Below are 12,071 nucleotides of genomic sequence, written 5' to 3'. Positions count from 1 at the left end.
GAGGCTCAGTAATGCGGAGGTGGGGGCTCGTCTGCCGCGTCAATGGTGACACCGGCACCGCGCGCAGATTTCAGTTCTTCAACGATGCGCTTCAACACCAACTGTTGTTTGCTCAATGCCATCTGCGCATCGGCCAATGCGTCATTCAATGCTTGAATCGTGTCGTCTTGAAACGCGATACGCGATTCCAGTTCAACCAATCGTTCTTCAATGTTCATACGTGCTCAGTTCGGGTCGAACGACCCCGACCAATGGCCCAGTAGGCCAAACCATGGCCTTCCACTTCTGCGGGCTCATACAAATTACGGCCGTCAAAAATGACGCGGTCGGCCAATGCATGGCCCAGCGCGTTGAAGTCCGGGCTACGGAATTGCTTCCATTCCGTCACGATCACCAAGGCATCGGCGTGCGCCACTGCATCACTCGCGCGCGCAACAATCTCCAAACCGGCTGTTTCGCCGAAGATGCGTTTTGCTTCATGGGCAGCTTCCGGGTCGTAGGCACGCACCGTTGCGCCGGCTTCCAGCAGCAAGGCGATCAAACGGCGGCTAGACGCCTCGCGCATGTCGTCGGTGTTGGGCTTGAATGCCAGTCCCCAAAGTGCGATCGACTTGCCGCGCAAGGCTTCCACACTGCCATAGTGACGCACCATCAATTCAAAGACATGCGACTTCTGACGGTCATTGACTGACTCGACGGCACCGAGCAGCTCAGCGCGATAACCGACCTGTTTTGCCGTGCGCTCAAGGGCTTGCACATCTTTCGGGAAGCACGAACCGCCGTAGCCGGCGCCTGGATAAATGAAGTGCCAGCCGATACGCGGATCCGAACCAATGCCTTTGCGCACGTGCTCAATATCCGCACCCACCCGTTCCGCGATGTTGGCGATCTCATTCATGAAACTGATCTTGGTCGCGAGCATGGCATTCGCGGCGTACTTCGTCAGCTCTGCAGAGCGAATATCCATCGTGACCATGCGATCGTGATTGCGATTAAAAGGCGCATAAATACGGCGCATCACAAGCACGGCATCTTCGTTGTCTGCACCAATCACGATGCGGTCAGGTCGCATGCAATCTTTAACTGCGTCGCCTTCTTTCAAGAATTCGGGGTTGGACACGACGTCAAACTTGACGGTCGCGCCGCGGGCTTCGAGTGCGCGCTCAATTTCCGCGCGCACTTTGTCTGCTGTGCCCACAGGCACGGTCGATTTGTTGACGACGATGACCGGGCGATGGATGTGCTCGCCGATCGTGCGCGCCACCTTCAACACATATTTGAGATCTGCACTACCGTCTTCGTCAGGTGGCGTGCCGACCGCAATAAAAATGACATCGCAAGATTGAATCGCCGCAACGGCATCCGTGGTGAAATTCAGTCGTCCCGAGGCATGGTTTTCTTTCACCATCGGTGACAAACCCGGTTCGAAAATCGGAATGACACCATGATTCAGACCGTCGACTTTGGCCACGTCGATGTCGACACAGGTGACGGTGTGCCCGACCTCGGCAAGACATGTACCGGTGACGAGTCCTACATAGCCGGTTCCGAAAATAACCACTTTCATTCGTGCAGCATCCTTTCAGTGCAACGGCCCCGCAGGGCCGTTGCAACATCGTTCAATTACTTCGCGCCCTTAGGCATTTGCGGTGCTTTCTCGATGCTCAGCAATTCGAGCTCGAAGGTCAGCATGGCGTTCGGCGGAATCGGACCACCCGGCGTGCCTTGTTCGCCATAAGCAAGTTCAGACGGAATCCAGAACTTGTACTTACTGCCGACAGGCATCAGTTGAACACCTTCCGACCAGCCCGGAATCACGCGATTCAACGGGAACATGGTGGGTTCATTACGCGAATAAGAGCTATCGAATTCTTTGCCATCTAGCAAGGTACCGCGGTAGTGCACCTTCACAAAGTCGGTGGCTTTCGGCTTCGGGCCGGTACCTTCGGTAATCACTTGATACTGAAGACCCGACGGGGTCGTCTTGACGCCGGCTTTCTTAGCATTCTCAGCCAAGAACTTGGTGCCCGCTTCCGCATTCTTCTTTTGGTCGGCAAGCATGGCGGCAATTTGCTTCGCCTGCATCTTTTGACCGAATGCTTCGCGCACGGCATCCGCTTGCTTGTCATCCATCAGCTTCTTGCCTTCGGCCAATTCATCCTTGATGCCTTTCAACATCACGTCCAAATCGATGTCGTCTTTAGCAGGCTTCAAGGTGCGACCCATGTCCAAACCGACCATGTAGCTCACTTGCTCACGTTCGGTTTTGAGACCCGGAATGTCGAGCTTGCTGGCATCTTTCGCATCGGCGGCGGCACCCGTCTTAGCGTCTTCTTTTTTACCGGCTCCGGCAGGGTTGTTACACCCCATCAAGGCCACCGTTGCGGCTGCCAATACTGGCAAGGCGACTTTGCGAATCGACATCGTTTGTTGCTCCTGTTGTGGAACCGGAAGTACGCCGGCTTGAGGGATATTATCCAGTGATCGTGTGGTTTTATCGAATGACGCTCATCAGTTCGACATCGAAAATGAGGGTGGCGTTCGGAGGAATCGTTGGCGCCCCGCCTTTTTCGCCATAGCCGAGATAAGACGGGATGTAGAAACGGTACTTTGCACCCGGTTTCATGAGTTGCAGGCCTTCCGTCCAACCTTGGATCACCCGGTTCAATGGGAATTCAGCGGGTGTGCCTTTAGAGCCGTCAAAGACGGTGCCGTCGATCAATCGACCTTCGTACGCGACGCGCACCGTGGAAGTGCGCAATGGTGCGGCGCCCGCACCCTGCTTCAACACTTTGTATTGCAGACCGCTGGACGTTACGACAATGCCGTCTTCGGTCTTGTTCTTGACCAAGAACGCCTCATTGGCACGTTTGAATTCAGCATTGGCACGCACCGTCTCATCCACGTTTTTGCGGATGTAAGCATTGCGTAGTGCGGCCGCCTGATCATCACTGAGCTGGGTCTTGCCACCGGTCATACGATCGAGCGCACCCTGCATCATGGGCGGTACATCGAAATCCGCTTTCATTTCCGCCAACGGCATTCCGACCGCGTGCCCGACCAAATACGAAATCGTTTGCTTGGTGACATCCTTCGGCAATGCACCCACGGTTTTACCTTGCTTCCGGCTCGCGACGCGTGCCTTCATGACTTCCGCACCGCGCGTTGCCGCAGGGCCAGACACCAGGGGTTTGTTCCCGGCCAGCGCATTTCGAATGGCTTTCTCAAGGGCGGCAGGTTCAACATCTTGCGCAACGGGTGCAATCGACTTTCCGACATCCATACCCACCATATAGCTGAACTTCTCACGTTCGGTCTTGAGCGTTTTGTCCGCCGCATACACGGTTGTGGCCATCAAGGCCCCGGCAATGAGGATGAGCCTCAGTGTCTTGCGCATTCCCAACTCCATCGTTCGCTTAGGCCTATTGTGAATGATTCCGCCTGAATCCCGAACATAGTTTTTATGCATAAAAAAAGACCCGCCTTTCGGCAGGTCTTTTTGGAATAGTGGCGTCCCCACGGGGATTCGAACCCCGGTCGCCACCGTGAAAGGGTGATGTCCTAGGCCTCTAGACGATGGGGACGCAGATACAGCTTTAGGTTGTACAGCCAGTTCGCGGGCCTAAACGCAAACCTTGAAACGGTGAATCTGAAGCAATTTGAAACTTGGTGGAGCCAGGCGGGATCGAACCGCCGACCTCCTGCATGCCATGCAGGCGCTCTCCCAGCTGAGCTATGGCCCCGGATGGGAAGCACGAAAGAATACCGAGGTCTTTAAATGTCGTCAAGCGTTTTTTTCAGACGTTTGAGGCCTCGTGCACAGGGCTCGCATCGAAGGTCTCTGCAGCATGACCCTGCGAACCCAAATAGTCCAGCCATTTACCTAGAAAGATGTTCATTCGCAGGCGATGGTCAATCATTTTCTCAGGTGGCGGAAACATGCCAATCGCGTCCTGCCAATTGCGCCCCGCTCGGCAGTGCGTGGCTTCCACCTGCTTCGCATCACGATAGGCGCGGATAAATGCGGAAGGATCCAGAGTGCCGGTTTCAGGATCTTCAACCGTATAGGTCAAGCGCATCTCGGTGGTAAAACGATGCTGTTCAAGCACATCGGCACGCAAGATCAGGCCATCAGCGCCTTGCGAAAAATATGTGCCGGTCGCGCGCTGGCACGGCGCAAAGAATCTTTCGAGCTTGACGTGATTCTCGGCATACAAGCCCATCAGCCAACGAAAGCTGCTGAGTCGAGCCCATTGATCGGTGCGGTCAAGAATCTTCGTCATTGCATCGATATATAGGCGAAAGCGCTGCGTTCAACAAGCCCTTCAGTACATCTCGCGATTGATACCCAGTGATTCCAACACACGGCTTGAAATTTCTTCAATCGACGCATGCGTAGTCGATAAGACAGGAATGCTTTCAGTGCGGAAAATCACATCTGCGGCAGCGATTTCTTTCTTGCACGTGTCAAGCGACGAATACTTTGAATTGGGCCGTCGTTCTTGGCGAATTTGATGCAGGCGCTCCGGATCAATGGTGAGCCCGAAAATCTTGTCCTTGAACGGCCGCAGTTTCGCCGGCAAACGATCCGTTTCCAAATCTTCTTCTGTGAGCGGATAGTTCGCCGCGCGGACGCCATGGTGCAAGGCCAAGTACACACACGTCGGCGTCTTCCCGGCGCGCGAGACACCGAGCAAGATCACTTCTGCATCCTTGTAGTCAAGGCGGACACCGTCGTCATGCGTCAGTGCGTAGTTCATTGCATTGATGCGCTGGTGATAGGTATCGAAATTGACGATGCCGTGGGCTTTACCAACGCGCGGCTGGCGCGCTTTACCTAATTCGCGCTCGAGTGGCGCGATGAACGGCTCAAAAATGTCCAACACCAGCGCACCGCTGGATGCAATGATTTCGGCGATATCCGTATTCACGCAAGAACTGACGACCACGGGCCGCTGCCCTGCCGCCTCGCCGGCCGCACGAATATTCCGCGCTGCTTCATGCGCCTTGGCATCCGTATCGATGAAAGGCAGACGATCGCTTTTGAACGTGGTTTCCGTGAATTGGGTCAATAAACTGTGCCCAATGGTTTCCGCTGTGATACCGGTACCGTCTGAGACGTAGAAGATGGGTCGTGCAGTCGGCATAAAGATCCCTTTGCGAGCCTGCTAAAATATCGAACTCTTGCTGCAGCCCCAACCTTAAACGGAGTACGCCTTGAGCGCCAACATCCTCTGGCTGAAAGACCTTCGCCTGTCCGACCTCGCACAAGTCGGTGGCAAAAATTCCTCTCTGGGTGAAATGATCGGGCAACTCGCCGATCTGGGCGTGTCCGTTCCAGGCGGGTTCGCGACGACGGCGGATGCATTCAAAGCCTTCATCGCGCACAACAATTTGCATGCGCGTATCTACGACAAGCTCGCCGAAGTGGACGTCGAAGACGTGCCTGCCCTCACCCGTGCCGGCGCTGAAATCCGCGGCTGGGTGATTGACGCGCCGCTGCAAGCCGACTTGGATGCCGACATCCGTAAGGCTTACGCACAGATGTGCGCAGAAGCAGGCAGCACCGACATGGCGGTTGCCGTGCGCTCTTCGGCCACTGCAGAAGATTTGCCCGACGCATCGTTTGCAGGCCAACAAGAAACTTTCTTGAATGTCACTGGCGCAGATGATGTTGTCCTCAAGGTCAAGGAAGTCTTCGCCTCGCTCTATAACGACCGCGCCATTGCCTACCGCGTGCACCACGGTTTTGCGCACGAAGATGTGTTTTTGTCTGCAGGCATCCAGCAAATGGTGCGCTCGGACATCGGCGCGTCTGGCGTTTTGTTCACTCTGGACACCGAGTCCGGCTTCCGCGATGTCGTATTCGTGACTTCAAGCTACGGCCTGGGCGAAATGGTTGTGCAAGGCGCAGTCAATCCGGACGAGTTCTACGTATACAAGCCCACATTGAAGCAAGGCAAGCCGGCCATCTTGCGTCGCTCGATCGGTAGCAAGCAATTGCGCATGGTGTATTCCGACGTGCCGGGCGAACGCGTGCGCACTGAAGACACACCGGTCGAATTGCGTCAAACCTTTTCGATCACGGATGCTGATGTTCAAGAATTGTCCAAACAAGCCTTGGTCATCGAACAGCATTACGGCCGCCCGATGGATATCGAATGGGGCAAAGACGGCAACACCGGCAAGCTCTATATTCTGCAAGCACGCCCCGAAACCGTGAAGTCACGGGCAAAGCCGACGCAGATGGAACGCTACGCCTTGGGCGAGCGCGGCGAAGTCATCTGCGACGGTCGCGCCATCGGCCAAAAGATCGGCAGTGGCGTCGCGCGCGTTGTGCGCACGCTTGAAGACATGAACCGCGTGCAGCCAGGCGACGTTCTGGTCGCTGATATGACCGACCCCGATTGGGAACCCGTGATGAAACGCGCCGCTGCGATCGTGACCAATCGCGGTGGCCGTACCTGTCACGCGGCCATCATTGCGCGCGAACTGGGTGTGCCGGCTGTCGTCGGCACGGGCAACGCACTCGACACCATCGCAGACGGCCAAAGCGTCACTGTGAGTTGCGCCGAAGGTGATACGGGCTTTATCTACGCCGGCGAATTGCCGTTCGAACGCACCACCACGGATCTCGGCAACATGCCGCCTGCGCCGCTCAAGATCATGATGAATGTCGCGAATCCGGAACGCGCTTTCGACTTCGGTCAATTGCCGAACGCAGGTATCGGCCTTGCACGTTTGGAAATGATCATTGCCAGCCACATCGGCATTCACCCGCGCGCACTGCTTGAATACGACAGCCAAGACGCGGATACCAAGCAAAAGATCGACGCCAAGATTCTGGGTTACGCCTCGCCCGTTGAGTTCTATGTCGATCGATTGGCCGAAGGCATCGCCACCATCACGGCTTCGGTTGCACCGAATCCCGTGATCGTGCGTTTGTCGGACTTCAAATCAAACGAATATGCCAACCTAATCGGTGGCAAGCGTTATGAGCCGCACGAAGAAAACCCGATGATCGGTTTCCGTGGTGCCAGCCGTTATATCTCGCCCAACTTCACCGATGCATTCGCACTTGAATGTCGTGCCGTCAAGCGCGTCCGTGAAGACATGGGCCTAGACAACCTTTGGGTGATGATTCCGTTTGTGCGCACCTTGGACGAAGGCCGTAAGGTCATCGAGGTGCTCGCCAAAAACGGACTCAAGCAAGGTGAGAACGGTCTCAAAGTCATCATGATGTGCGAGGTGCCGTCGAATGCCTTGTTGGCAGACGAATTCCTCGACATCTTTGATGGCTTCTCGATTGGCTCCAATGACATGACCCAGCTGACATTGGGGCTTGATCGCGATTCATCGATTGTCGCTGAGCTATTCGACGAACGAGATCCGGCCGTGAAAAAATTGCTCACGATGGCCATCAGCGCCGCGAAGCGCAAACAGAAGTACGTCGGTATTTGCGGCCAAGGCCCGAGTGACCACCCCGACTTTGCGCAATGGCTCATGGACGAAGGCATCGAATCGGTGTCCTTGAATCCGGATACCGTCGTTGACACGTGGTTAAAGCTCGCAAAATCCAAAGCGAGCTGATCAAAAGAAACGGCGCAAATGCGCCGTTTTTTTTAGCCTACGAAAGACGCCAAACTCGATCGGTAATACTTCAACTCTTCGATGGAATCATGCACATCGCTCAGCGCAGTGTGCTTGCTCTCTTTGTGATGACCGGACAGCACCGAGGGCGCCCACCGACGGGCCAGCTCTTTGAGCGTGCTCACATCAAGATTGCGGTAATGAAAATAACGCTCAAGTACCGGCATCTCTCTATGTAAAAATCGACGGTCTTGGCAGATCGAATTGCCGCACATCGGCGACGCCCGTTCGGGCACCCATTGCGCCAAGAAGGCCAAGGTTTGTGCTTCGGCGTCTGCCAGTGAGACGCCCTCTTCCAACACACGGCGCCAAAGACCCGATTTGGAATGCTGCGTGCGATTCCACTCGTCCATGGCTTCGAGCTTGGCCAATGGATGTGCGATGGCCAAATCAGGCCCCTCTGCGAGCACGTTCAACTGCGCATCGGTCACAACCGTTGCGATCTCGATAATCGAATCTGCGTCGGTATCAAGCCCGGTCATTTCCAGATCGATCCAAATCAAGCGTTCAGCGGGATTGTCTTGTGTGGCACTCATGCGATGACTCTTACGGGCAACAAGCGGCATGATACATCGACGCAAGATCTCACCCTGCGCGGCCGCGTGGCCGCCCGCGTCAAACCTTTGCGCGTTTGGCTTTGAAGTAGTTCGACAAACGTGCGCCGGCTTCTTCGGCGAGCACACCGCCTTGCACGTCTACGCGATGGTTATGCCGTGCGTCTGCGAGGAGATCGAACACGCTCCCTGCCGCGCCTGTCTTCGGGTCGTAGGCGCCAAAAACAACACGCGCAATGCGCGCATGCACCATGGCCATTGCGCACATGGCACAGGGTTCGAGGGTGACGTACAGGGTCGAACCAATCAGCCGATGGTTGCCCAGCGCTTGACCTGCGCGTCGCATGGCGACAATTTCGGCATGTGCGGTGGGGTCGTGATCGCCGATGTTCCTGTTCCACCCTTCGGCGATGCACATGCCATCGGCACTGACCAATAGCGCACCGACAGGAATCTCATCCTCTTCAAGCTGCGCGCGTTCGGCCAAGACAAGGGCTTGTCGCATCCACTGTTCGTCAAGGGCGCTTTGGTCTGAATGCATGCTTGGGATGCCTATGAGCGTCAGCGATACCCGCCACCGTGGCGTCGCGTAGTCTCACATTGTGCCTTCCACGCCCTGCTGAGTCACGCAGTGCTCGGTGGCCAAGCCGACAATCACGCAGCGAGACGATGCTCGTAATAAGGACGTCGCTTGTCATCGAAAATGGCCTGCATGGCGGCCAAATCATTTTGTGGATTGAGCCAAGCGTCGACATGTTCCGGCTTGATATTGATGATCGTTCGATCATGCCCGGCCGCTGCGACCTCAGGTTCCGGCTCGTCGGTGATTGCAGCGAATGAAAGCAAGTCGGGTGCGATGCCTTCGGGGTCTGACCAACGGGACCATAGGCAGGCAATCAACATGGGCTCACCGTCTCGCGGCTCGAATTCGAGCACCTGATTTCGCCCGTCTATCTCGACATTCTCATAGAACTTTTCGGCAACGATCAATGCATGGTCGTGGCCGAATTGCTTCTGCCAAAAACCGGTGAGGTTGTCGCGACGCGCGTTATAGGTACCTGGATAACGCTTGTCATACGAAGCCGGCTTGCCTGCAAGACGACACCCGTAGCGCATCGGCGCCACGAAACGCCGACCATTCGCAGAGGCCAGCACCGTGCTGTACATGCCCGGGTAAATCCGCGAATCTTCGGGCATTAAGCGTGTGCGTCGAAGGGCTTTTAAGTGAAGGTTTGCAGCCGCGATCTTGCTCGTTGCGATCCGTTGATCTTCCGCGGCCTTTTTCGTTTCTTTCACTTTGAGTGCATTGACCGCCTTATTCAGACGCGTCTTCTGCGTAAAGAGTGCTTGCTCGTATTTGGCAGCTTGCGCCTTGACCAACGCGTCGGCGCCCGCTTTTAGATCGCGCTCCCAAGCGGTGTGCGGATCATCAAACGCGTGCAGCATGGCCTTGGGCACCTTGGCGTTTTCCCCGTGCCAAAAGATGCGCGCGAACTCTTGGATACTGATTTCAGCACCATAGTCGCGAACGTACTTTTTATAGTCTTGCTCAACTTGCGCTGAGTAGCACATGGGCTGCACCGGCAAACATGCTCGTGTGAGTGTCGCATCTATTCGCGCACACTGACATCAATAAGGCGTTTTCCCCACCAAAGCATGTCGCTGGCGGAAGCGGTGGGATTCGAACCCACGAATGGTTTCCCATTGCCGGTTTTCAAGACCGGTGCCTTCAACCGCTCGGCCACACTTCCGGAAAAACGCGAACGCACATTGTCGCACGCAAGGGCGAATCTTTCAGCCCCCAAATGGGGTCAAGCAGAAATGACGGTCTTGCCCCGCATATAGGGTTGCAACACCGCCGGCACCTCGATACTGCCATCGGCCTGCTGGTAGTTTTCCATCACCGCAATCAGGCAGCGACCCACGGCTACACCGGAGCCATTCAAGGTGTGTACAAGCTCAGGCTTGCTGCTTTCGGGGTTGCGCCAACGCGCTTGCATACGGCGCGCTTGGAAGTCGCCGCAATTTGAGCAAGACGAAATTTCACGGTAGGTATTTTGCGACGGCAGCCAGACCTCCAGATCGTAGGTCTTGCGCGCAGAGAAACCCATATCGCCGGTACACAGAAGCATGCGCTTGTAAGGCAGGCCGAGCTTTTCCAAGACCGTCTCCGCGGCACGGGTCATGCGTTGGTGTTCGGCATCGGAGTCAGAGGGCGTGCTGATGGTGACCAACTCAACCTTTTCAAATTGATGCTGACGAATCATGCCGCGCACGTCGCGACCGCCACTGCCGGCTTCCGCGCGAAAGCACAGTGAGTCCGCCACCATGCGCATCGGCAGCGCCGCTGCATCGACGATGGTGTCGCGCACGCTATTGGTCAGCGGCACTTCCGCCGTGGGGATCAAATAACGACGCGAGGCATCTTCGCCCTCGCCCACCGATGTGGCGAACAAGTCTTCTTCAAATTTCGGCAATTGCCCGGTGCCACGCATGGAATCTGCATTGACCAGGACCGGCACATTGGTTTCTACGTAACCGTGTTCCTCAACGTGCAAATCCAACATGAACTGCGCGAGCGCGCGATGCAGGCGCGCGATGTCGCCTCTCAATACGGTGAAACGCGATCCCGATAATTTGGCCGCGGTTTCGGCATCGAGCTCACCCAATGCTTGTCCGAGCTCAACATGGTCTTTCGGCTCGAAATCAAACTGGCGCGGTTCGCCCCAACGCTTCTCTTCTTGATTGTCGCTTTCGCCCTCGCCATATGGCACGGATGCATCCGGAATATTCGGGATCGTCATCGCCAAGCCGTCGATTTCTGCGCGCAAAGCGTCCAAGCGTGCTTCGCTTGCTTTGAGCACGTCGCCCAAGCCACCCACTTCTGCCATCACAGCAGACACATCCTCGCCTTTCGCCTTCAGCTGTCCAATGCTCTTGCTCAAGGTATTGCGCTTGTTCTGCAGTTCTTGCGTATCGACTTGCAGCGATTTGCGCTCGCTTTCAAAGGCCTCGAGACGGGCGACATCAAGGGCATAGCCGCGTCGGGCGAGTTGTTCTGCGACGTCGGTGATTTGCGTTCGCAGTTTCTGAGGGTCTAGCATGGGTTTTCACTTGTTCACACGTTCAAGTGCATTATCCATCATTGCCCCGATATTCCGTTGCAAATACAGGCCGCCCGTGGAAGAAATGAGTCCTAGCTCCAACCAAACCGCACCAGAATCTCGCAAAAACCCGTGGGTGACACGTGAGCAGCGCAAGTGGCTCATTGTTGCTTTTGTGGTCGGACTGCTCTTTTTCCTGTTTATTTGGAACCGCGAACGGCAAAACAAGTTCTTCAAGGTCGCACCCGTCGCACCGCCCACCAGTGGTGAGGAATACCAACCGCTTCCGGTACCGCTGCCGGGTGACACTCGTAGCACCTTGGGCCAAGGCATGTCGGCCAATGACGACACAGCAGGCACTGCGCGCATCGAAGAAACCACGCCGCCCCCGCCGCCCAAACCGGCCGTGCAAGCCCCCGCTGCACCCGTTGCACAAGCACCCAATGCGCCGCTGAAAACGATTCAACCCAAGGTGATTCGTCAGGTTCAACCTGTGTACCCGCGTTCGTTGATGAATGCTGGCATTGGTGGCCATGTGGAAATCCGGGCGACGATCGGCAGCAATGGCGACGTGATCGATACGAGCATCGCGCAACCCTCAGGTGAAATCCAATTGGATCGGGCCGCAAGCCAAGCGGTGCGGCGTTGGCAATTTACGCCCGCGATGCAAAACGGTCAGCCCGTTGTCGGTAGCGTCACGATTCCGTTTGAGTTCAAGCCCAACGAGTAAGAGCGAACGCCGTCCGCCCGGTGTCGGCACTGT

12 protein-coding genes and 3 tRNA genes are annotated in these 12,071 nt (G+C 56.1%); 2 read left to right on the top strand and 13 right to left on the bottom strand.

Annotated features, from left to right (window positions below; translation table 11 throughout):
• Window positions 1-5: 5 nt before the first annotated feature.
• The 8 genes from G7069_RS07990 to G7069_RS07955 form a co-directional block, all read right to left on the bottom strand.
• Window positions 6-218: a SlyX family protein gene (locus G7069_RS07990; protein WP_166296123.1), complete on the bottom strand. Its 213-nt coding sequence runs from the start codon at window positions 216-218 to the stop codon at window positions 6-8.
• On the bottom strand, window positions 215-1,567 hold the full coding sequence (locus G7069_RS07985) for a UDP-glucose/GDP-mannose dehydrogenase family protein (RefSeq protein ID WP_166296120.1): 1,353 nt from the start codon (window positions 1,565-1,567) through the stop codon (window positions 215-217). The genes G7069_RS07990 and G7069_RS07985 overlap by 4 nt, the downstream gene beginning before the upstream one ends.
• 56 nt (window positions 1,568-1,623) lie before the next feature.
• Window positions 1,624-2,424, bottom strand: a complete 801-nt coding sequence (locus G7069_RS07980) for an FKBP-type peptidyl-prolyl cis-trans isomerase (RefSeq protein ID WP_205758704.1) — start codon at window positions 2,422-2,424, stop codon at window positions 1,624-1,626.
• Between the two features lie 70 nt (window positions 2,425-2,494).
• Window positions 2,495-3,397: an FKBP-type peptidyl-prolyl cis-trans isomerase gene (locus tag G7069_RS07975; protein ID WP_166296117.1), complete on the bottom strand. Its 903-nt coding sequence runs from the start codon at window positions 3,395-3,397 to the stop codon at window positions 2,495-2,497.
• Between the two features lie 111 nt (window positions 3,398-3,508).
• Window positions 3,509-3,584, bottom strand: a tRNA-Glu gene (locus tag G7069_RS07970).
• 83 nt (window positions 3,585-3,667) lie between these two features.
• Window positions 3,668-3,743: transfer RNA gene (locus G7069_RS07965), tRNA-Ala, on the bottom strand.
• A 54-nt stretch (window positions 3,744-3,797) separates the two neighbouring features.
• A complete protein-coding gene (locus G7069_RS07960) occupies window positions 3,798-4,283 on the bottom strand; it encodes a DUF1249 domain-containing protein (protein ID WP_166296114.1) in 486 nt (161 codons plus the stop codon).
• Window positions 4,284-4,325: 42 nt separating this feature from the next.
• Window positions 4,326-5,147: a pyruvate, water dikinase regulatory protein gene (locus tag G7069_RS07955; protein WP_166296111.1), complete on the bottom strand. Its 822-nt coding sequence runs from the start codon at window positions 5,145-5,147 to the stop codon at window positions 4,326-4,328.
• A gap of 70 nt (window positions 5,148-5,217) precedes the next feature.
• On the opposite strand from G7069_RS07955, the gene ppsA reads away from it, so the two are divergent.
• Window positions 5,218-7,590: a phosphoenolpyruvate synthase gene (gene ppsA, locus G7069_RS07950; RefSeq protein ID WP_166296108.1), complete on the top strand. Its 2,373-nt coding sequence runs from the start codon at window positions 5,218-5,220 to the stop codon at window positions 7,588-7,590.
• A 32-nt stretch (window positions 7,591-7,622) separates the two neighbouring features.
• Here the strand turns inward: ppsA and orn are convergent, their stop codons facing one another.
• The 5 genes from orn to serS all read right to left on the bottom strand — a co-directional run bounded on the left by orn (window position 7,623) and on the right by serS (window position 11,308).
• The gene (gene orn, locus G7069_RS07945; protein ID WP_166296105.1) at window positions 7,623-8,186 is read right to left on the bottom strand and encodes an oligoribonuclease; all 564 of its coding nucleotides are present in this window, start codon (window positions 8,184-8,186) and stop codon (window positions 7,623-7,625) included.
• 79 nt (window positions 8,187-8,265) lie between these two features.
• A complete protein-coding gene (gene tadA / locus G7069_RS07940) occupies window positions 8,266-8,745 on the bottom strand; it encodes a tRNA adenosine(34) deaminase TadA (protein ID WP_166296102.1) in 480 nt (159 codons plus the stop codon).
• A 113-nt stretch (window positions 8,746-8,858) separates the two neighbouring features.
• The gene (locus tag G7069_RS07935; protein WP_166296099.1) at window positions 8,859-9,776 is read right to left on the bottom strand and encodes an SOS response-associated peptidase family protein; all 918 of its coding nucleotides are present in this window, start codon (window positions 9,774-9,776) and stop codon (window positions 8,859-8,861) included.
• 91 nt (window positions 9,777-9,867) lie between these two features.
• Window positions 9,868-9,955, bottom strand: a tRNA-Ser gene (locus G7069_RS07930).
• 60 nt (window positions 9,956-10,015) lie between these two features.
• Window positions 10,016-11,308 carry a serine--tRNA ligase gene (gene serS / locus G7069_RS07925; protein WP_166296096.1) on the bottom strand — a complete coding sequence of 431 codons (1,293 nt, stop codon included), beginning with the start codon at window positions 11,306-11,308 and terminating at the stop codon, window positions 10,016-10,018.
• An 85-nt stretch (window positions 11,309-11,393) separates the two neighbouring features.
• On the opposite strand from serS, the gene G7069_RS07920 reads away from it, so the two are divergent.
• Entirely contained in the window at window positions 11,394-12,038 is a 645-nt protein-coding gene (locus G7069_RS07920) for an energy transducer TonB (RefSeq protein WP_166296093.1), read from the top strand.
• The last annotated feature ends 33 nt before the right edge of the window (window positions 12,039-12,071 follow it).

This window comes from Lysobacter sp. HDW10, assembly GCF_011300685.1.
GTDB lineage: Bacteria > Pseudomonadota > Gammaproteobacteria > Xanthomonadales > Xanthomonadaceae > Solilutibacter.
The sequence above is the reverse complement of the archived record's forward strand: the minus strand, read 5'-3'. Positions and strand labels throughout refer to the sequence as shown.

What these genes read in the sequence shown, in the direction of transcription:
- serS (WP_166296096.1), bottom strand. Translation starts at nt 11,308, where the DNA reads ATGCTAGACCCTCAGAAACTGCGAACGCAAATCACCGACGTCGCAGAA.
- G7069_RS07960 (WP_166296114.1), bottom strand. Translation starts at nt 4,283, where the DNA reads ATGACGAAGATTCTTGACCGCACCGATCAATGGGCTCGACTCAGCAGC.
- G7069_RS07955 (WP_166296111.1), bottom strand. Translation starts at nt 5,147, where the DNA reads ATGCCGACTGCACGACCCATCTTCTACGTCTCAGACGGTACCGGTATC.
- G7069_RS07935 (WP_166296099.1), bottom strand. Translation starts at nt 9,776, where the DNA reads ATGTGCTACTCAGCGCAAGTTGAGCAAGACTATAAAAAGTACGTTCGC.
- G7069_RS07990 (WP_166296123.1), bottom strand. Translation starts at nt 218, where the DNA reads ATGAACATTGAAGAACGATTGGTTGAACTGGAATCGCGTATCGCGTTT.
- tadA (WP_166296102.1), bottom strand. Translation starts at nt 8,745, where the DNA reads ATGCATTCAGACCAAAGCGCCCTTGACGAACAGTGGATGCGACAAGCC.
- orn (WP_166296105.1), bottom strand. Translation starts at nt 8,186, where the DNA reads ATGAGTGCCACACAAGACAATCCCGCTGAACGCTTGATTTGGATCGAT.
- G7069_RS07980 (WP_205758704.1), bottom strand. Translation starts at nt 2,424, where the DNA reads ATGTCGATTCGCAAAGTCGCCTTGCCAGTATTGGCAGCCGCAACGGTG.
- G7069_RS07920 (WP_166296093.1), top strand. Translation starts at nt 11,394, where the DNA reads ATGAGTCCTAGCTCCAACCAAACCGCACCAGAATCTCGCAAAAACCCG.
- G7069_RS07985 (WP_166296120.1), bottom strand. Translation starts at nt 1,567, where the DNA reads ATGAAAGTGGTTATTTTCGGAACCGGCTATGTAGGACTCGTCACCGGT.
- G7069_RS07975 (WP_166296117.1), bottom strand. Translation starts at nt 3,397, where the DNA reads ATGCGCAAGACACTGAGGCTCATCCTCATTGCCGGGGCCTTGATGGCC.